This window comes from Reichenbachiella sp. (genome assembly GCF_965223055.1).
Taxonomy (GTDB): Bacteria; Bacteroidota; Bacteroidia; order Cytophagales; family Cyclobacteriaceae; genus Reichenbachiella.
The window spans coordinates 324,074-348,479 of the sequence record NZ_CBDCVM010000012.1; the positions used below are offsets into that span (position 1 = coordinate 324,074).

Genomic DNA, 24,406 nt, shown 5'->3' on the forward strand with positions numbered 1-24,406 from the left:
GACCTCCTGAATCACGTTCGCTTTTGTATTTGTTCATAAACTGGATCAGTCTGTCTCTTGACAGGTTTTTCAACTTTTTTCCAGAGTCAGTGCCTCAGACCTAGATTTCTTTTCTGTGGCCCAAAGGAGTTGCCAAGGCGCTCCGCTTTTAGTAGCAGTATCTTGTTTGGCATTGTGGCGAAAAAGTCTATTGTCCAGATCTGAGGACTGGCCTTTGTAGAATTTGTCCAGAGATTTGGAGTAGAGTATGTAAACGAATTAAGACATAAAAAAAAGCAGCAAGTGAATTTCAAATGCTGCTTTTCTGGGTGAAAGACCGGAGTCAACGGGGACGCCTAGTCCGGCGACCTACTGAACTACCATTAGATCCAACTCTCTAAAACGAAAAAAGCTCCACATTTCTGTGAAGCTTTCTGGGTGAAAGACCGGAGTCAACGGGGACGCCTAGTCCGGCGACCTACTGAATTACCATTAGATCCAACTCTCTAAAACGAAAAAAGCTCCACATTTCTGTGAAGCTTTCTGGGTGAAAGACCGGAGTCAACGGGGACGCCTAGTCCGGCGACCTGCTGAACTACCATTAGATCCAACTCTCTAAAATGAAAAAAGCTCCACATTTCTGTGAAGCTTTCTGGGTGAAAGACCGGACTCGAACCGGCGACCTCCTGAACCACAATCAGGCGTTCTAACCAACTGAACTACAATCACCATTTTTGATCAACCCGTTGGTCGATCCCTTAAAAAGGAGTGCAAATTTAGAAATTTGTATTCTTAATTTCCAAAACTAATCTTGCATTTATTTTCTATCGAAGGATAAGCGCGTGCCATTCACCCCTTCGTTCATCTCACCACCGGCATAGGCCAAGTGCCCGGAGACGAAAGTATGGGTGATTTTACTTCGGAAAGATTGTCCTTCAAAAGGACTCCAGCCACATTTTGAAAGTACGTTTTCCTTTTGAACAGTCCAGTTGTCGTTTGTGTCAACCAATACCAAATCAGCATAATAGCCTTCTCTGATGTACCCTCTTTCTTTTACTTCGAATAAAATGGCAGGGTTGTGGCACATTTTTTCCACTACCCGTTCTAAAGAGATCTTTCCATTCAGGTGATGCTCAAGCATAGCGGGCAAAGCATGCTGAACCAATGGCCCACCAGAAGGGCAGTTTAAATAGCCATTGTCTTTTTCTTCTATGGTATGTGGCGCATGATCTGTAGCTATTACGTCGATTTTATCATCTAGCATCGCTTGAAAGATGGTGTCTCGGTCAAAGGCTGTTTTTACCGCTGGGTTCCACTTGATCAATCCACCTTTTGTTAAATAGTCTTCGTCGGTAAACCACATGTGATGTATACAGGCCTCTGAAGTGATTAACTTGTCTTTTAAGGGAATAGAATTGTCAAAAAGCTCGGTTTCCTTTCCAGTTGAGATATGTAGCACATGAAATTTAGTTTTGTTGGCCTTGGCTAATGCGACTGCCTTAGAAGAAGAAAGGTAACAAGCTTCTTCACTTCGGATCAAAGGGTGAGCAGTAAATGGAATTTTATCCTCATATTTCTCACGGAATAATGCCGTATTGGCTCTTACGGTGCTTTCATCTTCGCAATGCGCTGCTACGATTAGTTCCGCTCGAGAAAATAATTCAGTTAGCGTTTTTTCATTGTCTACCAGCATATTGCCTGTGGAAGACCCCATAAAAACTTTGATCCCACACACGTCCTGACGACTCGTTTTCATCACTTCTTCTATGTTGTCATTAGAGGCGCCCATAAAAAAAGAATAATTAGCCAAGGACGATTTGGAAGCAATGTCATATTTGTCCTGTAGTAATTCTTGTGTCAGCGCATTTGGAACAGTATTGGGCATTTCCATAAAAGAAGTAATTCCTCCTGCTACTGCCGCTCTACTTTCCGTGTAGATGTTGGCCTTGTGAGTCAACCCTGGTTCTCTGAAGTGTACTTGGTCATCGATAAGCCCAGGAAGTAAAAACTTACCATCAGCATCTATTACTTCTGCCGTTTCATGTGAAAGACCATAACCTATTTTTTCTATACGCTGATCTTTGATTAATACATCGTGAGCTAGTATTGCTCCTTCATTTACCATTTTTGCGTTTTTGATTAGCGTGTATTTAGCCATTCTTCTGATTTTATGCGATGAAAGTCTGTTTGATGCAATTAACATCAAGAATCGAATGAATCTTGATAAATTGCAGGACAAAATTAATTGGCTTCCGCTTCTAATTGCTATCCATGGCGAATAACATCGAAAATTTCTCAGATTTTAAGCTCAATAAGCAAGTTCTCAATGCTGTTGAAGAGGCGAGGTACGCTTCACCAACACCAATACAAAAGAAAGCCATTCCGCTGGTGCTTGCTGGACACGACGTAATGGGTATAGCACAGACTGGTACAGGTAAAACAGCTGCATTTGTTTTGCCATTGTTGATGAAACTAAAATATGCCCAAGGGCAAGACCCAAGAGCATTGATTCTTGCACCTACCAGAGAGTTGGCTTTACAGATCAATGAAAACATAAAAAAATACTCGACTTATGTAGATCTGAGATATACGGCGATTTATGGGGGTACGGGCATGAAAGCCCAGGAAGAAAAACTAGCAGAAGGAATTGATATTTTGGTGGCTACGCCAGGTCGTTTTATGGATCTTTATCGTAAAAGAGCTTTCACTACTAAGCAACTAAAGACTTTAGTTATTGATGAAGCTGATAAAATGATGGATATGGGGTTTATGCCACAAATCCGACAAATTTTAGAAATCATTCCTGTCAAAAGGCAAAACCTGCTTTTCTCCGCTACCATGTCAACAATTGTTGAAAATCTGTCCGCTGAGTTCTTGGAATTTCCAGAAAAAGTGGAAGTTACCCCGCAGTCGTCTACCGTTGATACAATTACACAGTCCTTGTATTTAGTCCCTAATTTCAAGAGCAAAATCAACATGCTGGACTTTTTGTTAGCGAAGGAAGAACTAACAAGAGTCATCATTTTTGTGAAAACAAAAGCTAATGCTGATAATATATTCAAGTTTATTGAAAGAAAAATCACCAAGTCAGTAAAGGTGATTCATGGTAACAAAGCTCAAAATACCAGACTGAATTCTATTGAATCATTTAAAAATGGAGAGATTAAAATTCTCGTTGCTACAGATGTAGCTGCGAGAGGTCTAGATGTGAGTATGGTCTCCCATGTGATCAACTTTGATGTGCCATTAATTTATGAAGATTATGTGCACCGAATTGGCCGGACGGGAAGAGCTGAGAATACAGGTATAGCCATCACATTTGCTAATCAGGCTGAAGAGTATCATATCAAGCAAATTGAGAAGTTAATTGATAAAAAAATCGAATTGGAATCCATTCCTACTGAGGTTGAAATAGAAAAGACTCCATTTGTTGAGCAACAAGAGCAATTAAGAGAAATTGACTACCGCAAAAAGAAACTAGACCCTACCTATCAAGGGGCTTTTCATGACAAAAAAGAGAATAAGTCGAAAAAGGCTAAAAAACGGCGCTAGTTAATTCCATTCATTCGTCTATGAAATTGACAGATTCGTCGAAAAAACATTTTGATTCATAGAATTTAATTTAACAGAATAAAGAAAGAGGTTATTATTGCTACAGAAAGATGGATTAAATAGTCTTTCTTTCCATAGCTGGTTGAAAAGATCTTGTGGGGAATAGGTACATCGGTACCTAATCCCACAAGTATCGATTCCTCTCCTCTAAAATTCCAGCCTTAAATCACACAATTTACAGAAGACAATAAAGTATCATTTTAAGGGTATTAGTTCGTATTTTTTTGACTAATTCAGATTAGATTTGCGCAAATTTTCGTAGGGAAAATAATTTGTTTGAAAAGCGTAAACCACGAATCCAAAATGATAGCAAATCTTAACGAGCGCACCCATTTTCAGCACCGCCACAATGGGCCATCCAAAGAAGATATTTCACAGATGCTCGACACCATAGGTGTCAATTCTGTAGATGATTTAATTGACCAGACAGTTCCAGAAAATATCCGAAAAAGAGTTGATCTAAATATTCCAGAAGCGCTGGATGAATTTAACTATGTAAGGTCAGTAAAAGAGATTGCATCTAAGAATAAGGTTTTCAAATCATTTATTGGGTTAGGATATTACAACTGTGTGACTCCGGCAGTTATCCAAAGAAATATTTTGGAGAATCCGGGGTGGTATACTGCTTATACGCCTTATCAAGCAGAAATAGCACAAGGAAGGCTAGAAGCACTGGTTAATTTCCAGACCATGGTTTCTGACCTCACAGGAATGGAGATTGCAAATGCATCACTTTTGGATGAAGCCACTGCAGCAGCGGAGGCCATGTCTATGCAATTTTCGCTTAGAAAAAAGGATAAAAAATCTGCGCAAAAATATTTTGTGGACGAAAGAATTTTTCCACAAACTCTGGATGTACTCAAGACCAGGGCATTGCCTTTAGGTATAGAATTGGTTGTAGATAAGTACGAGAACATTGATATCGCTTCTCCTGAATTTTTTGGACTTATTGTGCAGTATCCAAATTCAGAAGGAAGTGTAGAAGACTATAGGTCACTGTTTTCTGCAGCTAAAGAAAACAAGGTGTTCATTACGGCAGCTGCTGACCTCATGAGTTTGGTATTGCTTACCCCTCCAGGAGAAATGGGAGCCGATGTAGTGATAGGAACTACGCAAAGATTTGGCGTGCCGATGGGATTCGGTGGACCTCATGCTGGATTTTTTGCGACGAAGGAAGATTTTAAGAGACAGATTCCTGGCAGAATAATTGGCGTTTCTCAGGATAGCCATGGCAATAAAGCTTACAGGATGGCTTTACAAACCAGAGAGCAGCACATCAGAAGAGAGAAGGCCACTTCCAACATTTGTACGGCGCAGGTCTTGCTTGGCGTAATTGCAGGTGCGTATGCAGTATATCACGGTCCAAATGGATTGAAGAGAATCGCATCAAGAATTCATGGACTGGCTCAACTAGCCAGCCAGTACCTTGGTGAGATGGGGTTTGAGCAGAAAAATCAGGTCTTTTTCGACACTTTGAATATCAAGGTAGATGACTCAACCAAAGACAAGGTGAGAACAGAAGCTGAGTCTCGTGGCATTAATTTCAATTATTACAATAATGGTTCAATAGGAGTAGCCTTTGACGAAACGCATACTGTAGCTGAACTAGTAGAGGTTGTTTCTATTTTTGGAAAGTTTGGTAGCAAAGTAATTGAAGAGACTGCAGTTGTTGAAGCTGCTAATCATGTTGAAATTGAGTTCAATGGAGACTTTGATAGAACATCTGGATTCATGGAGCACCCAGTCTATCAAAAATATCAATCTGAGCATGAAATGCTCAGGTACCTGAAGAGATTGGAGAACAAAGACTTGTCATTGGCACATTCTATGATTTCACTTGGGTCCTGTACCATGAAGTTGAATGCTACCTCAGAAATGATTCCAATTACTTGGCCAGAGTTTGCTCAAATGCATCCGTTTGCTCCGGTAGATCAGACAGAAGGGTACAGAGAATTGATCACTAACTTAACAGAATGGTTGTCAGAAATCACAGGTTTCTATACTACATCGCTTCAGCCAAATTCTGGAGCTCAAGGAGAATATGCTGGATTATTAGTTATCAAAGCATATCAAGAGGATAAGGGAGAAAGTCACAGAAACGTGACATTGATTCCATCTTCTGCGCATGGTACAAATCCAGCAAGTGCTGTAATGGCAGGAAACAGTGTGGTGATTGTAAAGTGCGATGAGAAAGGAAATATTGATGTAGCAGATTTGAAGGCGAAAGCTGAGCAATACAAAGACACTTTATCATCATTGATGATTACTTACCCTTCCACTCACGGTGTTTTTGAGGAAAGTGTAATTGAAATCTGTGATATTATTCATCAAAATGGTGGCCAGGTGTATATGGATGGTGCCAATATGAATGCACAAGTAGGCTTGACAAGCCCTGGTCATATTGGTGCAGATGTTTGTCACCTGAACCTACATAAAACTTTTGCTATTCCACATGGTGGAGGTGGTCCAGGAATTGGGCCAATTGGCGTGGCTGAACATTTGGCACCTTATCTTCCTGGCAGCCCGTTAGTTGATATCGATAATGGAAAAGCCATCTCATCAATTTCTGCTGCACCATTTGGTAGTGCTGGTGTATTACCTATCTCTTATGGATATGTGGCTATGATGGGCCCTGATGGATTGTTGAATGCTACGAAAATGGCCATTTTGAATGCCAACTATATCAAGACCCGTTTGGAGTCCAAGTTTCCAATCCTGTACACAGGTGTCAATGGAAGATGTGCACACGAAATGATCGTGGATTGTAGAGCGTTCAAATCATTTGGTATTGAAGTGGAAGACATTGCTAAGCGACTAATGGATTATGGATTTCATGCGCCTACTGTTTCATTCCCAGTAGCTGGTACGCTAATGATCGAACCTACTGAAAGTGAAAATAAGGAAGAATTAGACAGGTTCTGTGATGCCTTGTTGCAAATCCGAGAGGAAATAGAGGCTGTAGAAAATGGAACCATGGATGCAAATGATAATGTGCTCAAAAATGCTCCCCATACAGCAGATGCAGTGTTGTCTGAAGAATGGAGCCATGGTTATTCCAGAGCCGAGGCCGCTTATCCTTTAGAATACCTCAGAACGAATAAATTCTGGCCTTCTGTAGGAAGAGTAGATAATGCTTACGGAGATAGACATTTGTTCTGTAGTTGTATTCCTGTGGAGGAATTTGAAGAGGTAGTAGAAGCATAAGTTGAAGCGGGCAACCGCATTTCAAAATATATCATTATAAGATCAAGTTAAAGCCTAGCTTGGCAAGGTTTTGGCTTGATCTTTTTTTAAATTCAATCAATGAAAAAACCTTTACTTCTCTTTTTCACGTTAGTCTTAATCTGTTGCTCAGTGCTCATTGGGCAGGAGGCAGTGGTGGCTGATGAAGAGAAGACTGCTTTGAATTTTACAAGGCCAGAGGAGAGTACGTTAAATTATAACAGTAAGCTGGCCGTCAAGCCTCTGGATTATGAGCTTTCAGTGGTAGGTGACAACTCTTTTAAGGTTAAATTCATCAACCAGCCTTCTGATTACCTGGACATTAAGATTTATGATGTGATTGGTAATTTAATTTTGAAGGAAAGCGTAAAGCAAGCCAAAGATTCAGAATTGGAATATCAGTTCGATGAAATCAAATCAAAAATATTTGTGATCAAAGTCAAATCCGGTAAAGAAAACCTCACCAAAAAGATCAACCTCTAAGATATCTTAACTTTTCCCGGTAATCACTTAAAGCATATCCTTTTCCCGTTACTTTTTTGTTTATATTGTGTCCGATATTGATACAGTTTTTTGTTCAATATGGATCGCTTTTTTATTAAAGTATAAATGAAAATGTCCTTTAATTGCTGCTGACCTGTATTTATATGTTTGGCACATATTCTGAATAGTACAAGACCAATAAAGAAAAAACCGTGGAAAAAGAACTAGGAAATATATTAATTATAGATGACGATGAGGACGTATTGTTTGCGGCCAAAATGTTGTTGAAAAAACATGCGAAAAACGTAATCATTGAAAAGAATCCTAAGAAGATTCCTTTCTTAATGAATAACGATACATACGACGTGATCTTATTGGATATGAATTTCAGTAAGGACATCACTAGTGGTAAGGAGGGTTTTTATTGGCTGGAGCAAATATTAGAACGAGACCCAAAGGCTGTAGTGATTCTGATCACCGCGTTTGGAGATGTGGAGATGGCAGTAAGAGCGCTGAAGGAAGGCGCCACTGATTTCGTTTTGAAACCTTGGCAAAACGAAAAATTACTAGCCACACTGAATACCGCAGTAAAACTTAAAAAATCCTACAAAGAGGTTGACCAACTAAAGTCTGCGAAAAAACAATTAGAGGAAGAAATCAACCAACCGTTCAAAGAAATTATTGGTGAAAGCCAGGCGATCAAAGATGTATTCAAGATCATTGAAAAAGTGGCCCAGACCGATGCAAATGTTCTCATCTTAGGAGAGAATGGAACGGGGAAGGAATTGATATCAAGAGCCATACACATGCAGTCTCTAAGAAAGGACAATGTCTTTGTCGGTGTGGATATGGGAGCCATTACCGAGACGCTATTTGAAAGTGAACTGTTCGGACACAAAAAGGGAAGTTTCACAGACGCAAAGGAAGACCGTACTGGTCGATTTGAGGTGGCTAACAAAGGCACACTCTTTTTAGATGAGATCGGCAACCTGAGCATGCCTCTACAATCTAAACTACTTACAGTGATTCAGAATCGTCAGGTAACAAAAATCGGAGCGAACAAACCGGCCAATATTGATATCCGGTTGATTTGCGCAACCAATATGCCTATATATGACATGGTGGAGGATTCTACGTTCCGACAAGATTTATTGTATAGAATAAATACTGTTGAAATTCATCTGCCATCATTGCGCGAGCGACTTGAAGATATACCGTTGCTTGCAGATCATTTTGTGAAAACCTACAGCGCCAAATACAGAAAAAGCGGAAAGAAAATTGGAGCTGCTGCGCTGAAAAAACTACAAAAGTATCATTGGCCCGGCAACATCCGAGAGTTGCAACATGCGATCGAACGAGCAGTGATTATGAGTGATGAATCTTCATTGACGCCTGATGATTTTTTCTTTTTGAACCATAAGCCAGAAGGGCAATCTGATGGAGATTCCGATACATTCAACTTAGATGAAGTAGAGAAAAATGTAATCAAAAAGGCCATTGATCGCCACGATGGAAATATCTCAAAAGCCGCTAAAGAACTAGGTCTTACCAGAGCATCACTTTATCGCCGATTGGAAAAGCATGGCCTATAGCAATAACTTCAAGGTCAATCTTGTAGTACGGGTACTTCTCATCTTTTGTACCTGTATTCTCCTTGTGGATCTATTTTATACAGATTCCTATACGCTTACCAAAGTGTTAGTTGGATCCCTGTTGATTTATGAGATCTACGTGCTTATCAAGTATTTGGATAAGACAAATCAAGAATTGGCTGGTTTCTTGAATTCCATAAAATACGATGACTTCACCCACACTTATACCACAAAGAAGACAGGAACGTCAATGGATGATTTGTATGTGCAGTTTAACAATGTCATCAAAAAATTCCGCGAAATCAGAGCAGAAAAGGAAGCTCAGCATAACTACCTGAGAACGATTGTTCAACACGTAGGTATCGGTATTATCACATTTGACAAGTCTGGTGAAATTCAGATCATAAACTCTACTGCTAAGTCCCTATTAGGGGTGGAGCTTTTGAAAAATGTAAAGCAACTGAATAGTGTTAGCGAAGAACTAGTGAATAGTCTTTTGGAACTGAAGACAGGTGGACGTGACCTGTTGAAAATCGAAAAGAAAGGAGAGGAAGTTCAGTTGGCAATTTATGCTATTGAACTCATGCGGCGAGATGAAGAATTTAAATTGATTTCGATTCAAAATATTAAAAGTGAATTGGAAGAAAAGGAGATGGATGCCTGGCAAAACTTAATTCGGGTCTTGACGCATGAAATCATGAATTCGGTGACGCCGATTTCTTCGTTGGCCGCCACTGTAGAAACAGAATTGGAGTCACAGATATATGCCGATGACTTCAAAGTTGAGAATATTTCTAAAGATGATCTTTCTGACTTTCACATGGCGCTTCAGACCATTCATAAGCGGAGTGAAGGTCTCATCAAATTTGTGAGTGACTTCAGAAATTTGACCAGAATTCCAATCCCTCAATTGGAAGATATATTGATCAGTGATTTGATTAATCCAATATTGAATTTACTTCGATTTGACATTGAACAAAACAACATTAAAATCAACCTAAGTGTGGAGCCAGAACAATTGATGGTTCGGGTAGATAAAGAACAGGTCGAACAAGTATTAATCAACTTGATTAAAAATGCTATCCAGGCCATGGGTGAGAATGATGAGCTGCAGAAACCAAAGGAAATCTCTGTATGTGCTGCTGTGGAGAGCGATGACCGTGTCATAGTAAAAATCAAAGACAATGGTACTGGTATTGACGAAGAAGCCCTAAAAAAGGTCTTTATTCCGTTCTTTACTACAAAAAAATCTGGGTCTGGAATTGGTCTTAGCTTGTCCAAGCAGATTATGCGAAAGCACAATGGCAATATCTCCGTTCAGTCTGTTGTCAATGAGGGAACCGAGTTTACACTTAGTTTCCCTAGATAGAATAATTTTCAATCTTATACGTCTGGTAAGTAACTACCCTATTTATATTAGTGGTTAGATTACCTCGTCATGGCGATTATTAGTAAGAAAAAGATTCCGTTTACGATCAGTCAAAAACTGAGAACCTACTTGCATAAGTACAAGCGGACGATCGCTGTACCCATCGAGTATGAATCCTTATTGCGTTATGATAATTCCATACCGCTTTACGACAACCAAGGAGTTGATACACTTTGGGAAACGGTCTTCTACCCACAGTCTGATATGGCCATGATTCATCATGATTTGAAACAGATCTATTCTGAAATCAAGGCCGATGGAGATGTAAGTGTGATGGACCACTTGATGGTGGAGAGAGTGGATATTTGCCAATACGGCAATACCAAACCATTCCGTGTTCGGATTGTCAATCGTATCAATGACAATTTTGATTATTTCTACATCAAAAACGCTGATGCTTCCCGAATTTATGGACTAGAATTGGAGCACCTGCTTTCCCCAAATAGAATCAATTATGTGGTGCATAAAAACACATTGATTGAAGAACATATTGCAGGAATCCCTGGAGATCAGTTTATCAAAGAATATCTCAAGGACAAAAACTTAAATGAGATTCGTTTGGCTAAAGAGTTTGTCAAGTTCAATGAACGTTGCTTTGTGAGACTGTTGGGAGATATGCATTCTAGTAATTTTGTAGTGAATATCATCCCTGATTTTGAACAAATATCGTATCGCCTGAAGGCTATTGATTTTGACCAGCAGTCATATGAGGGCAGGAAGAATATTTACTTGCCGCAATATTTTAAACAAAACAATGCGCTCATAAATATGGGACTAAAGCATATGACTCCAGAGACGGTTCGTCAGTATCAAAAGGAGGAAAGGTCTTTGATTGCCAATCGTTTGCGTGTTGCAAAATATCGAGTGGTCGATTTGATGAGAGCGATGATAGATGACACTATATCGTTTCCTAAAAATGTGACTTCGTTGAAGAAAGACTTAGCAGAGTTTTATCATGAACCTAAATTTATGACATGTCGTAATATGGGAGAGATCGTTAAACTCAGTCTTTGGATGGTATTTAAGAAAACAGAAATGTACAATTTTTAACTCTATGAAAAATTTATTTGTTGTGATGGTATTCGTTTTATTGACAGCTTGCGGTGCCAAGAAAAGTGAACCAGAAAACAATTTGAAGATTGATGAAGATGTTAATCACCCAGCTGAGGGGTTTAACTATGAAGCTTCGGATCCTGAAGCCATTGTTATAGCGGATAAGGTAATGACTGCCATGGGAGGTAGGAAAGCCTGGGATGAGACGCGATATATAAGTTGGACTTTTTTTGGCAAACGCCAATTACTTTGGGATAAGTATACTGGAGATGTAAGAATTGATTACCTAGATTGCGATGAAAAACTCTTAGTCAACATCAATAGTATGAATGGAAGAGCAGCTATTGATGGAATTGAAATCAGTGAGTCTGATTCTTTGGCAGGCTATTTGAAGAAGGCAAAAAGTATTTGGATCAATGACTCGTATTGGTTGGTAATGCCATATAAGCTGAAAGATTCAGGAGTATCGCTTTATTATTTGGGAAATGATACAACAGAAACAGGAAGAGAATCCTTCGTGCTTCAATTGGCTTTTGAAAATGTAGGCGACACACCAAACAATATTTACAATGTGTGGGTGGATGAAGAAAGTAACTTGATCACCCAATGGGCATTTTTTGAGGCCTCTGAGCAGCCACATCCTTCGTTCATTACGCCGTGGGAAGGCTATAAAAAATATGGAAATATAATGCTGTCAGGCGGAAGAGGAAAAGGCCAGCTGACAGATATAAGAGTATTGAATGAGGTGCCAAAAGAGGCATTTACTTCGTTTGAACCAGTGAACTATAAAGACTAAAAATTTATATATAATGATAGCAATAAAAAGACTATTCGTAATTGGATTGATGGTATGTATGAGTGTGTCTGCAAATGCAGAAGACGGCATATTTATTTTATCTAAAACAAAGACACTTGAAAATGGCAAGGTGGCTACTTCAGAAATATTTCTGACTGCCGATAAAATGCTGGTGAAAAACTCCGGCGCAGATAATAGCTCAATTATATTCGATGGGAAAACAGAGGTTTTCACATTCATAGATAACAAAAGAAAAGAATATTATCAATTTGACAAACCGACCTTACTTCAACTCAAAGAGCAAATAAAAATGATGGCAAAAATGATGCAGCAGTTTGCTTCTAACATGCCAGCTGAGCAAAAGGCAAAATTTGATCAGATTTTAAATCCAAATTCTGGGGATTTAATGACCTATAAGGTGAATGGAATGAATAACAAAGTAGGATCATGGAAAACTGTAGGGTACGATGGGCTTAACGAAGGAAATAAATTGTTGCAGTTGAATATTGCTTCGTATAACACTTTAGGTGTATCTGAAAGTGAATTTGGTGTGATGAAGCAGATGATGAATTACTTCAAGGAAAACCTTCAGGAAGTAGTAGCTTTATTGCCAACAGGTGGCTCATTCTCGCAATTGAATTTCGATGAGAATAGCCCCATATTGAAAGATGGCATTCCTGTCAAAACAATTGCTTACAAAGATGGTAAGGCGACCAACGAAAATGTTGTAGAGTCATTGAACAAGAAAGATATTTCAGCTGATCAGTTTAAAGTGCCAGCGGGTTACAAGCAACAGCAAATCAACATGCAGAGCATGGGTAGATAAGGATATTTCAAGTGTATTTAAAAAAGACAGTCTATGGGCTGTCTTTTTTTTAAAAATAAAACTTGGCAGCGAAAGATATTGCTTTGAGTTGTACTCGATTATTGGTTTCTTCTATCGGCGTCCTCCCAGATTGAGTTTCTATGGATAGAATAAAACTGTCAGACCCTGTGTATGCCAACTTTGTCATAAACGAAGAAGTTAGACTGCCTTCTGTTGAAAATACATTTGTCAAAGTATTAGCATATCCACCTACAATAAAAGTAATGGGCAAATTGATCCATTTCTTGAAATTTAAAGAAACATTAGAACTTACAAAGTATTGCATAGAAGGAGACTCTCTTTTTAATGTTTCTCCATAAACAAGTTGACCATCAAAATTGAAGGCCAGACTGGGTCCAATGGCATAGGAGGCTACAAGTCCACCTCCTCCGTTAAGTGCGGGAACATCACGAGTAATGTCTGCGTATGGATTTCCTTTGATCAGGTCTGAAAAGTACCTTTGAATATCCACAATACTAGATTCAGTGTTAGTAAGTTTAAAATATCCTGAAAGAGATAGCTTTTTGGTGTGTTTTATTTTGAAAAGTATACCAGGTTCAATGGAGATTAGTGTATTGACTCCACTGATAAATAGACTTTCCGCATTATTTCCTGTGCGCGCTGAGTAATTTGCATTTACGAAAAAACAAATCCATTTTTTGATTTGTTGGGTATAGCCGAAACGCAGGTTTACAAATAGCAATTCGCCATTTAGATTAAAAATTGTAGAATCTCCTACCGGAACCCCATCCGTAGAAAATACACCCGATTCCCCAAGGCCCAATTCAAGGAAAAATGAAGTATTTGTATAAGGAGATTTCATTCCTTCAAAATTCACATATAGATGATCATTGAGTGTTGGTATTTTTAAGGTCGAATTTGATGGTTGGGACAGAGATTGAAAACTGCCTACGATGCAAACAAGAAGGAGCCCTATAGATTTGATCATTTGCTATTGTCGGTTTTATTCAGAAAAAACCAAGTCAATCTAGTTTCTCCTGTGGTTGATTTTATTCTCGGCACACTGCCATTGGGCAACTCCCGCCCACTTGACATATTATTTAAACCTTGTGTATACATTAAATCGAATGCAAAACGTGCCTTCTTTATTTTGAATCTATAGCCTAATCCAAATATGGCTGTATAATTGACACTTTTCATAAAAGAACGAACATTGATTTGTTCTCCAGTATCAAGAATAGTCAGTTCAGATCTAAAATTCCACAACGTCTCAATGCCCGCCATAAATTGCCATCGTTTGTTGTCAGAAATTATTTTCAGAAGTATGGGTAAGGATAAGTTGTCTATTTCGAGAAAAGAAACATCGATAAATCTAGGTACATTTGGTTCTTCGATTCCTTGTTCTATTTGATCAATATACTCTTCATTTTCTTCGTATATAGTCCCTGAAATCTCTTTGTATCCAGGTGAAAATGTGATGTATACATCTTCTTTTATCGGAACATCAAGCACAAGCCCAACCAATAATGAACTGTGCATTCGAAAGCCCACATCAAAAAATTTGCTTACACGATCACCTTCAAATTTATTCGTTACAGAACCTATAGCAATACCTAATGCTTTCTGAGCCTGTAAATCGCTGGCCCATATCAGGATGAAGAGTATGAGAAGGTAAGGCTTTACATTTTTCATATAATCAAACATACAGTTCAGAATGATATTGGCGCATGAATTTGAAACTGAATCGATAGAATGTTATCGTTTCCATTTTTTTTACCCCAAATACTCAAATTGTCTAAATGATCAGTGATTGGGTTGATGAAACCAACTTGAATACCAACCGCAAACTCATTGGGTAAATAGTATTTAACTCCTAATTGAGTTGGCAGCTGGATGATCATGTTTCGATAAGTTTCGCCAACAGGTCTAGTGTTTGGTTGATCTATTAGGCTATCACCATTCTCATCTTTTGGATTAAATCTAAACAGTCCAATTCCTTGTGATACGTAAACATTCAGTTTTTCCTTAAAAACAAAATTGTATTGCACCTCATAATTTAAACCAAAGAAGTTACTTCTAAAGAATCTATTGGGAGTTGCGATGGCTCCACTGTTGTCGATCGTTGAATAATCGAGTTCTTGGCCTGTCACGGATCCAATGGATACTTTGAAGTTGCCGTTCAGTTTTTTGTCTTTATTTAGTTTAAGACCAAAATTGAACAGAAGTGAGCCACTTGAATATGGTTTGCCGAGGTCTCCATTGTAGTACGCTGGGCCAATCCCAAGGTGTACTTCTCTTTTTTTCTTTGCCAAAGAGTCTTGTGCCTGAAGATTGGAATTCAGCAAAGAGGAACTGAAAAATAGGAAAAGGAGAAATTTCATTTTCATAGCAAAAAAATAACCACGCTAAGGGATAGCGTGGTTACTAAAATAAATATTGTATGTCGAATTAAATAATTACAAATCAGTCAAGTCGAAAGTATCCATAAAAGCAGTAGTGAATTGACCTGATTTATAGATTTCATCATCCATCAATTTGATATGAAATGGAATGGTCGTTTTAATTCCTTCAATTACAAACTCACTTAAAGCTCGTTTCATTCTTACAATGGCTTCTTCTCTGGTTTGAGCTGAAACAATCAATTTTGCAATCATGGAGTCATAATTTGGAGGAATAGTGTAGCCTGCATACACATGACTATCGACTCTTACACCATGGCCTCCCGGCATATGCAAGTGTGTAATTTTTCCAGGAGAAGGACGGAAGTCTTTTTCGGGATCTTCAGCATTAATTCTACACTCGATGGCATGCAATTGAGGAAAGTAGTTTTGACCAGAAATTTCTATTCCTGCAGCCACTTTGATTTGTTCCTTGATCAAATCAAAGTCCGTAACCTCTTCCGTAATTGGGTGCTCAACCTGGATACGTGTATTCATCTCCATGAAGAAGAAGTCACCATGCTTGTCTAGCAAAAATTCTACGGTTCCGGCTCCCTCATATTTGATCGCTTCTGCTCCTAATATGGCTGCTTGGCCCATTTTCTCTCGAAGTTCCTGGGTCATTTTTTTTGCAGGACACGGAGTTTCTTCTGTAAGTTTTTGATGCCTTCTTTGGATGGAGCAATCTCTTTCCGAAAGGTGACAAGCTCTTCCTCGGCTATCTCCAACTATCTGAATTTCTACGTGGCGAGGTTCCTCAACGAATTTTTCAAGATACATGCCGTCGTTTCCGAAAGCAGCTTTGGATTCTTGACGAGCGTCATCCCAGGCTTTTTGGAAACCACTTTCATCTTTTACGATTCTCATACCTCGGCCGCCACCACCAGCTGTTGCTTTTAGGATCACTGGATATTTGATCTGCTTGGCAATTTTCTTGCCTTCTTCTACCGAACTAAGCAAGCCATCGGAACCAGGGATAGTGGGAACCCCAGCTTTTTTCATGGTGTCCTTGGCTGTCGCTTTGTCGCCCATTTTACTGATCATATCAGCACTAGCACCGATAAACTTGATGTTGTATTCTTCACAAAGCTGAGAGAATTCAGCATTCTCTGATAAGAATCCAAACCCAGGGTGAATCGCATCTGCATTAGTGATTTCTGCCGCAGATATGATCGTTTTCATATTCAAGTAAGAATCCTTACTAGGAGCAGGTCCAATACATACCGCTTCGTCAGCGAATTTTACATGCAAACTTTCCTTGTCGGCAGTAGAGTAAATAGCCACAGTACTAATACCCATTTCACGACAAGTTCTAATGATCCTTAATGCAATCTCGCCTCTATTGGCAATTAATATTTTCTTAAACACGTGTCAGTCTTTAATTTCAAAAATCAATTATGACGGGTCAACCAAGAATAATGGCTGATCATATTCTACTGGCTGAGAGTCATCTACCAATACTTTTACTATAGTACCAGAAACTTCAGATTCGATCTCATTGAAAAGCTTCATAGCTTCTACGATACATACAGTAGAGCCTGCAGATATTTTGTCACCTACATTTGCAAAATTTGGAGACTCTGGGTTTGCCGCTCTGTAGAAAGTACCAATCATTGGAGACTTGATTTCTACATAGTTGCCTGCTGGAGCACTGTCTTCAGCTGGTGCGGCAGGGGCTGCAGCAGCCGGAGCCGGAGCTGCTACTGGCGCTGCTGGCGCGGCAGCTACAGGTGCTGGTGCAGGTGCTGCTGAAACGGCTCTTTCAATTACCTGAGTTTCGTTGCTTCTCTTGATATTAACTTTAAACTCTTCAGTTTCTATTTTTACTTCTTCGAGCCCTGAATTAGACAAGAAGTCTATCAAATCTTTGATTTCTTTTACCTTCATCTGCTAAGTGTTTATTCGTTTTACTTCAGTTTGATCGATCAAACCAAATCAATTAGTTAGTGATGTTTAAAGGAGCATTGTAGCCCTCAATTGTTTTATTTAGTTAAAATTAATGAGAATCAGCTGATATAAAAATTGGCCGATACTTATAAAAAAAGAGTAAGAATTACTTCTTTACTCTTTCTACATAGTTTCCTGTTTTGCTTTCCACTTTAACTACATCCCCTTGGTCAATAAATAAAGGGACCTGAATCGAAGCACCTGTTTCAGTAGTCGCAGGTTTTGAAGCATTAGTTGCTGTATCACCTTTCAATCCAGGTTCAGTATACGTGATTTCCATGATCACATGGTTAGGTAGTTCGCAACCAAGAATCATTTCTTCTTCAGCATGAAAGATCACGTCAACGTTTTCTCCATCTTTAAGAAACTGCGGAGCATCGATCAATTCTTCTTCGATATTGATCTGTTCGTAGGTGTCGTTATCCATGAAGTTATACCCCAAGTCATCTTTGTATAGAAACTGATAGTTTCTTCTTTCAATACGAGCGGTATTTACTTTATGACCTGATGTGAAAGTGTTGTCGACTACTTTGCCAGTTTTGACGTTTTTCAATTTTGTTCTGACAAAGGCTGGACCTTTACCTGGTTTGACATGCTGAAATTCGATAATGAAATACAACCCATTGTTGTATTCGATGCACATGCCATTTTTAAAGTCAGCGGTTGAAGCCATTTTATTACTTTTTAATGTTGTCTTATTTAGAATCGTAGGCCCATTTCAAATAAATAGAACCCCAAGTGAATCCCCCACCAAAAGCGGCGAGAATTACATTGTCACCTTTTTTCAATTGCTTCTCATAGTCCCAAAGGCAGAGAGGCAATGTGCCACTGGTGGTATTGCCATATTTTTCAATATTGAGCATTACTTTGTTTTCATCGACTTCCATTCGTCGAGCCGTGGCATCAATAATTCTTTTGTTGGCTTGATGTGGAACTAACCAAGCGATATCGTCACCAGTCAGGTTGTTTTTCTCCATAATTTCTGCAGCCACATCAGCCATATTAGTCACTGCAAATTTGAATACCGCAGAGCCTTCTTGAAAAGCGTAGTGTTTGTCTGCTTGCACGGATTCAACGGTGGCCGGCATTCTACTTCCACCACCAGGCATATTCAAATACTGAGCTCCAGACCCATCTGCTTTTAAAATAGAATCCATCACACCGAATTCTTCAGTAGTTGGTTCTAGCAGTACAGCACCACCGCCGTCACCAAATATGATACAGGTGGTGCGGTCTTTATAATTGATGATCGAAGACATTTTATCCGCACCTACAACCAAGACTTTTTTGTATTTGCCAGTTTCGATAAACTGAGAACCAGTAGTTAGTGCATAAAGAAATCCAGAACAGGCAGCTCCAATGTCATAACTGAAAGAGTTGATGGCTCCTATTTGATCCGCGATAATATTTGCGGTAGCTGGGAATGGCATGTCAGGTGTGACTGTTGCACAAATGATAAGATCAATGTCTTTGGGGTCAGTACCCGTTTTTTCGAGTAAAACCTTAGATGACTCAATGCCAATTACAGAAGTACCTTGTCCTTCTCCTTTTAGGATTCTTCTTTCTTTGATACCGGTTCGAGAAGTGATCCACTCATCGCTAGTATCTACAAAGGTTTCGAGTTCTTGGTTCGTCAGCACATAGTCTGGAACATAACCTTGAACACCTGTAATTGCTGCTCTTATTTTAGTCATTTGAAATTTTTATTCTTTTGAACTGGTCAAGCCATTTGGCGAATAGCCAAAAAGCGTTGGCAATTTAATGAATTAATTGGCTTTTGGTAGTGAGATTGGATTATCAAAATAGTATGCGTGCATACCTCATATAAAACACAGAAAGTCTGCTTAAAAAAGCAGACTCCATATATTTTAATAAAGTTCAAAAGAAATATTAAGCTAATACTTCTTTTTCGATCACTACTTTGCCTTTGTAGTACAATTTGCCTTCGTGCCAGTAAGCTCTATGAGGCAAGTGAGATTCACCTGTTGTAGCGCAAACTACATAGTTTTTAGCTTCTGCTTTGTAGTGCGTTCTTCTCTTGTCTCTTCTCTGCTTCGAGGTTTTACGCTTTGGATGTGCCATCTTTCTATTATTTTATTTCTTTAAATCCTTAATATTTTTGAGTGCGGCCCATCTTGGGTCAATCACTTCATTTTCTTCTTTGCTACTAGTGTCTTCTTCTTCCGAACTATACACTAAAGCTAATTCATACTCTTCATCTTCTTCTTCATCTTGAAAATCCGGGTGAATTTTTTTCATCGGGACAGCTAGCGTTAAGTACTCGTAGATGTTTGATTCTACATTGAGACTTTCTTGCGTATCTGGAATCACCAAAAGTTCATCCTCGCTGTCGTCGTATTCCTCACCGTATTTCACGATCAAGTTTTCTTCGATATTGACGGGGAAATCAAATGACTCAAGACTTCTGTCGCAAATCAATTCAATTACTCCTTCAATTTTAAAATCCATTGAAATCAGTCTTTCTTTCTTATCCAGTACCACGGTGCATTTTCCGTGACCAGATTCAATTACACTGTCTTCAATATTTTCAAAGAGCTTCTTATCAAACTCAAAATCAAATTCATGAACCCCTATTTTGAGTCCGAAAATGTCGATTTTATATTGTCTGTTTTCTTTCATTTTTCCTTATATAGGAAATGAGTGCGCAAATTTAGATATATATTGTTAATAATTAAAATCTTATCCAGAAATTTGGAAGGAATTCATTAGGACGAAGAAATACCAAATACAATGTACGAAGCTCTTGATCAATATACTCAAAGATTAGAACCAGAGTTGATGGAAGAAATCAGCCAAATGGGCCACTTAAGAAAGTATAAAGCAGGCAAGGTACTCATTGACTTTGGGAGCTATTTGAAAGATATTCCCTTGGTATTGTCCGGAACAATAAAAGTAGTCAGAGAAGATTCTCAAGGGCGAGAACTTTTTTTATACTTTCTGGGTGGAGGTGACACTTGTGCGATGAGTTTGACCTGTTGCATGAATCAGAAGAAAAGTGAAATCAAAGCAGTCGTGGAAGAAGATGCGGAAGTTGTAATGATTCCATTGCACTGTATGGATGATTGGATGAAGTTTGCCTCCTGGAGAGAATTCGTGTTTGGTTCATATAATGACCGATTCGAAGAAATGCTAAACGCAGTGGATTCCTTGGCATTTATGAAGTTGGATGAACGATTGATGAGTTATTTACTGGATTGCAAACAAAGTGCAGGCGATTTTAGTATTCGAAAAACTCACCAACAGATTGCGACAGATTTGAATACATCTCGGGTGGTGATATCCAGATTGCTTAAAAAGCTAGAACAAGAAGGGCAAATAGAATTACATAGAAATATGATCGAAGTACTTTAAGTGTAACAATGGTTACTTTTAGTGAAATTTTGAACCAGTACATTTGCCCTTGTTAATCCAACTAGTAAATGAAGAACCCATTCCCCATTGTTGATTCACTCAAGTCCTATTCTGTCGGATGGTTTAAAAAAGATCTGTTCGCTGGATTAGTAGTAGGTGTGATGCTTATTCCGCAAGGAATGGCTTATGCGATGATCGCAGGTTTGCCTCCAATTTATGGATTGTATACCGCTATTGTTCCGACCATCATTTACGCACTTATAGGTTCGTCCAGGCATGTATCCGTAGGTCCGGTGGCGATGGACTCACTCATATTAGTAGCTGGAGCGAGCGCTTTTGCAGTTGAAGGAACTAGCGAGTACATTCTGGTAGTAGCTACTATAACTTTATTGGTAGGTGCTATTCAATTGAGTATGGGAATTCTCAAATTGGGTTTTATAGCAAATTTTCTTTCGAAACCAGTCATCCTGGGATTTACGTTTGCTGCGGCTGTTATTATTTCAATCAAGCAGCTCAAATATCTTTTTGGGGTTCAATTGGAAGGAGTTTCTGGCCTTCTAGATGAATTTATTTATTACTTCCTGCATATTGATCAAATTCACTTTCCTACACTTTGGATTTCATTAGTAAGTCTGTTGATTTTGGTAATTGGGAAAAAAATAACCTCAAAGATTCCATTGAGTCTAGTTGTAGTGCTTTTGGGAATGGGTATATCCTATTATTTTCAATTGGATAAACTAGGAATCAGTTTAGTAGGTTACTTGCCTAGTGGGCTACCCGAATTTTCAATCCCAACAGTCAGTGGCTTACCTTGGGGTGAATTCTTGCCATTGGCCATAACATTAGCTCTGATGGGTTTTGTAGAAATATATTCAATCGGCCAAAGGCTACAATCCAAACACAAAGCTGAATATGACATAAATGCCAATCAGGAATTGGTTAGTTTGGGATTAGCGAATGTGATAGGATCGCTATTCAGGACATTTCCTTCTACCGCAAGTTTTAGTCGATCAGCAGTGAATGAATCTTCAGGTGCTAAAACCACTTTGGCTTCTGTGATAGCGGCTATTATTGTAGTGTTGGCATTGTTATTCTTGATGCCAGTATTTCAGTTTTTGCCTCATGCGGTGCTGGGAGCAATTATTTTCGTGGCAGTATTGGGATTGATTGATTTTAATCTAGCCAAGAACTTGTGGAAGACTGACAGATACGATTTTGTCATGTTACTTTCCTCATTTCTAGGGACATTGATTTTGGGCATCGAGTGGGGCATAGGTTTTGGTATCCTAATATCACTTGTAGTGTTGGTATATAAAACATCTGCTCCTCATATGGCTGTTTTGGGAAGAGTGTCAGGTACGAATTTTTTTAGAAACTTGGATCGGTTTGATGCAGCCATTGATGATGCTTATGTGAGTATACTCAGGTTTGATGCTCGATTATTTTTTGCCAATGTGGGATCATTGAAATCGAAGGTTGAACAGCTTATTAAAGAAAAGCCAACCACGAAAAAGTTCATTCTAGATGCGCAAAGCATGATAGACATTGATTCAAGTGGTATCGAAGGGCTTGAGGATATTATCAATCACCTAAATGATTGTGACGTTGAGTTTCATATGGTGAGTATCATTGGGCCAGTTCGTGATAAGCTTTTCAAAACTGGGTTGATGGACAAAGTGGGTATGGCTCGTATTCATGATTGCATAGAAGATGCTTTATCAGACCACACGGATAAGCAGAAATTGGTTTTCCAAACTAATGCCAAATAGATTTGGTCATTATTGAATCTTTTTATTGTTTCATCAATTGTTGGTTTAGGCTTGATTGTTGTTTTATTGATTGAAAATCCAATCCATGGGCCTTTAAATGTTTTTAATTCTATTCATATGAAATACTTAATCTTCTTTACATTAATTCTAGGGTTTACTCACGTGTCAGAAGCTCAATCTAGAGCAGAAAAGAAACAGAAAAAGAAAGAATTGAAAGCCAAGTCCTTTGCTGAGTTAAAAGAGTTTTTTGAAGAGAAAAACTTTCGTTTTGAAGCAGATTGGGCAGATACTCAAAAAGGCATGCGTATCGACTTAATGAGTAATCCGAATGCATACGTTCAAAAGAGAGATACGATAAATGCTCGCTTACCGTATTTCGGAGTTGCGCAAGTGGCTACTTTGAGTGGCGATGCTGGAATTACCATAGAAAATATGCGCTTAGAGAGAGAAGAAGTAAAAATTAATGAAAAGAAGTTTAGAATAGTTTATAGCTTCCAAGTCGGGTCTACAAGGGGAGAACTGCTGAGTTGTGTATTTACTATTCAAGCGAATAAATCAGCCACACTTTCTATTAGGAGCACCCAAAGAAATTTGATATCCTATACTGGAAAGATCACTGGTTTGGAATAAGATAACATTCAGTATTATTTCTGTAATCAGTTGCCTTTATGATAATAAAAGCAATAAAAAATTGCATTATATCAATATACGTTAATTTCCCGTCGAATAATTTTATTCATTCATCGATTGCACCCATAACGAATGACAAAAAATTGTCTGATTTGTATGAGCTAGCTAATTAAGCGTTTTGAAAGCCTAATAAATAATCTTTCAAGCAATCAAAAGATGAAAACCTTAGCCACAATTTTAATCATCAGCCTGATAACCGTTGTAAATGTCCAAGGACAGTTTTATTCGGGCAAATTCAAAAGTGAACCAGTGCTTGAGGATTTTGATCATTTTGTGGTTCATCAACACCCTCATCATCATAAATATGGTGGTACATTGGATGTTAGGGCATTTGTGAAATCAGGGGAATTGTGGCGCAGTACCGCAAAAATAGTGGAGGAAAATAAGGCCAAAGAGTTCATTGATAAATTTGGTGGGGATTTGAATGTTTTATCGGTATATGAGCTCGATATTGAATTGGACGGAGAAGTATGGGAGTTTTTCATGCTAGGATACGAAAACGAACAGAATGAAGCCAGTTTTTTAGTAGTAGAAGAAATTTTTGACAATATGTATGACAGTGAGCCTGTGGAAGTACACACTTTCACTTGGGATCGCATCACTGCAAAGAAATAGCTGATTTTGGAATTTAGTGGATCAATGCTTCGTGTTTGACGGCACACTTGCAAGAATTTGCAATGAAGCACATTTGATTGGCCTTGTGGTGAAGCTGCAAGGCCAATTCCTTTTTAGACGGATCAGCAATTGTAACTTTCGGTCGAAGTAAAACTTCTTTAAACGCTCCACTTCCATCAGTGTCTTCCATCATCATACCTTCAGCGAGATCTTGATAGTCCGTAACTATGATACCTTCTACTGCGCAGAGATGTAGGTACCATAACATATGGCAGCTGCTCAATGAAAATAAGAACAACTCTTCTGGGTTGTATTTAGTTGGGTCTCCCATAAAAGCGGGGTCGGAAGATCCTTGGATCGTAGGTTTACCTTCTGCCTGAACGGTATAAGAACGATCATAAGCTTTATAGTTTTTGGTTCCTTGCCCTCTATTACCAGTCCATTTGAGTTGACTTTGGAAGGTATGTGTTTTCATGATATTAGATCAAAAAAAATAAAGCTATCTCAAAAGTAGCTCGTCATTGCGAACTCCGTGAAGCAATCTTTCGATTCGATGCGTGTCCGAACAATAAGATCACTTCGT

The 24,406-nt window shown here is 38.7% G+C and carries 24 protein-coding genes and 1 tRNA gene; 12 read left to right on the plus strand and 13 right to left on the minus strand.

All coding sequences use genetic code 11. The features are described from left to right. Positions 1–69 precede the first annotated feature (69 nt). From ACOQO5_RS16705 to ACOQO5_RS16715, 3 genes are all read right to left on the minus strand, one after another. The gene (locus ACOQO5_RS16705; protein ID WP_420583434.1) at positions 70–249 is read right to left on the minus strand and encodes a GIY-YIG nuclease family protein; all 180 of its coding nucleotides are present in this window, start codon (positions 247–249) and stop codon (positions 70–72) included. A 384-nt stretch (positions 250–633) separates the two neighbouring features. Then, positions 634–709 (minus strand) — tRNA-His (locus tag ACOQO5_RS16710). 87 nt (positions 710–796) lie between these two features. Continuing rightward, positions 797–2,137 carry a dihydroorotase gene (locus ACOQO5_RS16715; protein ID WP_420582833.1) on the minus strand — a complete coding sequence of 447 codons (1,341 nt, stop codon included), beginning with the start codon at positions 2,135–2,137 and terminating at the stop codon, positions 797–799. 113 nt (positions 2,138–2,250) lie between these two features. Between ACOQO5_RS16715 and ACOQO5_RS16720 the strand changes: the two genes are divergently transcribed. From ACOQO5_RS16720 to ACOQO5_RS16755, 8 genes are all read left to right on the plus strand, one after another. After that, on the plus strand, positions 2,251–3,531 hold the full coding sequence (locus ACOQO5_RS16720; RefSeq protein ID WP_420582834.1) for a DEAD/DEAH box helicase: 1,281 nt from the start codon (positions 2,251–2,253) through the stop codon (positions 3,529–3,531). A gap of 363 nt (positions 3,532–3,894) precedes the next feature. Continuing rightward, positions 3,895–6,795 (plus strand): aminomethyl-transferring glycine dehydrogenase, encoded by a 2,901-nt coding sequence (gcvP, locus tag ACOQO5_RS16725; RefSeq protein ID WP_420582835.1) that lies wholly within the window; start codon positions 3,895–3,897, stop codon positions 6,793–6,795. Between the two features lie 99 nt (positions 6,796–6,894). Further along, complete coding sequence (locus ACOQO5_RS16730) at positions 6,895–7,296, plus strand: hypothetical protein (RefSeq protein ID WP_420582836.1); 402 nt, start codon at positions 6,895–6,897, stop codon at positions 7,294–7,296. A gap of 212 nt (positions 7,297–7,508) precedes the next feature. Next, on the plus strand, positions 7,509–8,888 hold the full coding sequence (locus ACOQO5_RS16735) for a sigma-54-dependent transcriptional regulator (protein WP_420582837.1): 1,380 nt from the start codon (positions 7,509–7,511) through the stop codon (positions 8,886–8,888). Then, positions 8,878–10,257 (plus strand): sensor histidine kinase, encoded by a 1,380-nt coding sequence (locus ACOQO5_RS16740; RefSeq protein WP_420582838.1) that lies wholly within the window; start codon positions 8,878–8,880, stop codon positions 10,255–10,257. Before ACOQO5_RS16735 ends, ACOQO5_RS16740 begins: the two co-directional genes overlap by 11 nt. A gap of 69 nt (positions 10,258–10,326) precedes the next feature. Next, positions 10,327–11,367 (plus strand): hypothetical protein, encoded by a 1,041-nt coding sequence (locus tag ACOQO5_RS16745; protein ID WP_420582839.1) that lies wholly within the window; start codon positions 10,327–10,329, stop codon positions 11,365–11,367. Positions 11,368–11,371: 4 nt separating this feature from the next. After that, on the plus strand, positions 11,372–12,166 hold the full coding sequence (locus tag ACOQO5_RS16750; protein WP_420582840.1) for a hypothetical protein: 795 nt from the start codon (positions 11,372–11,374) through the stop codon (positions 12,164–12,166). A 13-nt stretch (positions 12,167–12,179) separates the two neighbouring features. Continuing rightward, on the plus strand, positions 12,180–12,992 hold the full coding sequence (locus ACOQO5_RS16755; RefSeq protein ID WP_420582841.1) for a hypothetical protein: 813 nt from the start codon (positions 12,180–12,182) through the stop codon (positions 12,990–12,992). A gap of 49 nt (positions 12,993–13,041) precedes the next feature. On the opposite strand, the gene ACOQO5_RS16760 is transcribed toward ACOQO5_RS16755, so the two are convergent. The 9 genes from ACOQO5_RS16760 to ACOQO5_RS16800 form a co-directional block, all read right to left on the minus strand. Beyond that, positions 13,042–13,980 carry a hypothetical protein gene (locus tag ACOQO5_RS16760; protein WP_420582842.1) on the minus strand — a complete coding sequence of 313 codons (939 nt, stop codon included), beginning with the start codon at positions 13,978–13,980 and terminating at the stop codon, positions 13,042–13,044. Next, positions 13,977–14,684 carry an outer membrane beta-barrel protein gene (locus ACOQO5_RS16765; protein WP_420582843.1) on the minus strand — a complete coding sequence of 236 codons (708 nt, stop codon included), beginning with the start codon at positions 14,682–14,684 and terminating at the stop codon, positions 13,977–13,979. The genes ACOQO5_RS16760 and ACOQO5_RS16765 overlap by 4 nt, the downstream gene beginning before the upstream one ends. Before the next feature lie 17 nt (positions 14,685–14,701). Further along, the gene (locus ACOQO5_RS16770) at positions 14,702–15,373 is read right to left on the minus strand and encodes a hypothetical protein (RefSeq protein ID WP_420582844.1); all 672 of its coding nucleotides are present in this window, start codon (positions 15,371–15,373) and stop codon (positions 14,702–14,704) included. Between the two features lie 75 nt (positions 15,374–15,448). Beyond that, positions 15,449–16,798: an acetyl-CoA carboxylase biotin carboxylase subunit gene (gene accC, locus ACOQO5_RS16775; RefSeq protein WP_420582845.1), complete on the minus strand. Its 1,350-nt coding sequence runs from the start codon at positions 16,796–16,798 to the stop codon at positions 15,449–15,451. Between the two features lie 27 nt (positions 16,799–16,825). Beyond that, complete coding sequence (gene accB / locus ACOQO5_RS16780; RefSeq protein ID WP_420582846.1) at positions 16,826–17,317, minus strand: acetyl-CoA carboxylase biotin carboxyl carrier protein; 492 nt, start codon at positions 17,315–17,317, stop codon at positions 16,826–16,828. A 166-nt stretch (positions 17,318–17,483) separates the two neighbouring features. After that, the gene (efp, locus tag ACOQO5_RS16785) at positions 17,484–18,050 is read right to left on the minus strand and encodes an elongation factor P (RefSeq protein WP_420582847.1); all 567 of its coding nucleotides are present in this window, start codon (positions 18,048–18,050) and stop codon (positions 17,484–17,486) included. A 22-nt stretch (positions 18,051–18,072) separates the two neighbouring features. Further along, positions 18,073–19,071 (minus strand): beta-ketoacyl-ACP synthase III, encoded by a 999-nt coding sequence (locus ACOQO5_RS16790; RefSeq protein ID WP_420582848.1) that lies wholly within the window; start codon positions 19,069–19,071, stop codon positions 18,073–18,075. Between the two features lie 196 nt (positions 19,072–19,267). After that, complete coding sequence (gene rpmF / locus ACOQO5_RS16795; protein WP_348117827.1) at positions 19,268–19,459, minus strand: 50S ribosomal protein L32; 192 nt, start codon at positions 19,457–19,459, stop codon at positions 19,268–19,270. Between the two features lie 12 nt (positions 19,460–19,471). Next, positions 19,472–20,017, minus strand: coding sequence for a YceD family protein (locus ACOQO5_RS16800; protein ID WP_420582849.1), 546 nt, complete (start codon positions 20,015–20,017; stop codon positions 19,472–19,474). Between the two features lie 111 nt (positions 20,018–20,128). Here ACOQO5_RS16800 and ACOQO5_RS16805 point away from each other — a divergent pair, with 111 nt between their 5' ends. The 4 genes from ACOQO5_RS16805 to ACOQO5_RS16820 all read left to right on the plus strand — a co-directional run bounded on the left by ACOQO5_RS16805 (position 20,129) and on the right by ACOQO5_RS16820 (position 23,823). Further along, positions 20,129–20,749: a Crp/Fnr family transcriptional regulator gene (locus tag ACOQO5_RS16805; RefSeq protein ID WP_420582850.1), complete on the plus strand. Its 621-nt coding sequence runs from the start codon at positions 20,129–20,131 to the stop codon at positions 20,747–20,749. Between the two features lie 68 nt (positions 20,750–20,817). Next, positions 20,818–22,518: a SulP family inorganic anion transporter gene (locus tag ACOQO5_RS16810; RefSeq protein ID WP_420582851.1), complete on the plus strand. Its 1,701-nt coding sequence runs from the start codon at positions 20,818–20,820 to the stop codon at positions 22,516–22,518. 117 nt (positions 22,519–22,635) lie between these two features. Beyond that, positions 22,636–23,148 carry a DUF4251 domain-containing protein gene (locus tag ACOQO5_RS16815; RefSeq protein WP_420582852.1) on the plus strand — a complete coding sequence of 171 codons (513 nt, stop codon included), beginning with the start codon at positions 22,636–22,638 and terminating at the stop codon, positions 23,146–23,148. A gap of 216 nt (positions 23,149–23,364) precedes the next feature. Further along, complete coding sequence (locus ACOQO5_RS16820) at positions 23,365–23,823, plus strand: hypothetical protein (protein WP_420582853.1); 459 nt, start codon at positions 23,365–23,367, stop codon at positions 23,821–23,823. Positions 23,824–23,836: 13 nt separating this feature from the next. On the opposite strand, the gene ACOQO5_RS16825 is transcribed toward ACOQO5_RS16820, so the two are convergent. Beyond that, a complete protein-coding gene (locus ACOQO5_RS16825; RefSeq protein ID WP_420582854.1) occupies positions 23,837–24,298 on the minus strand; it encodes an OsmC family protein in 462 nt (153 codons plus the stop codon). Positions 24,299–24,406: the final 108 nt, after the last annotated feature.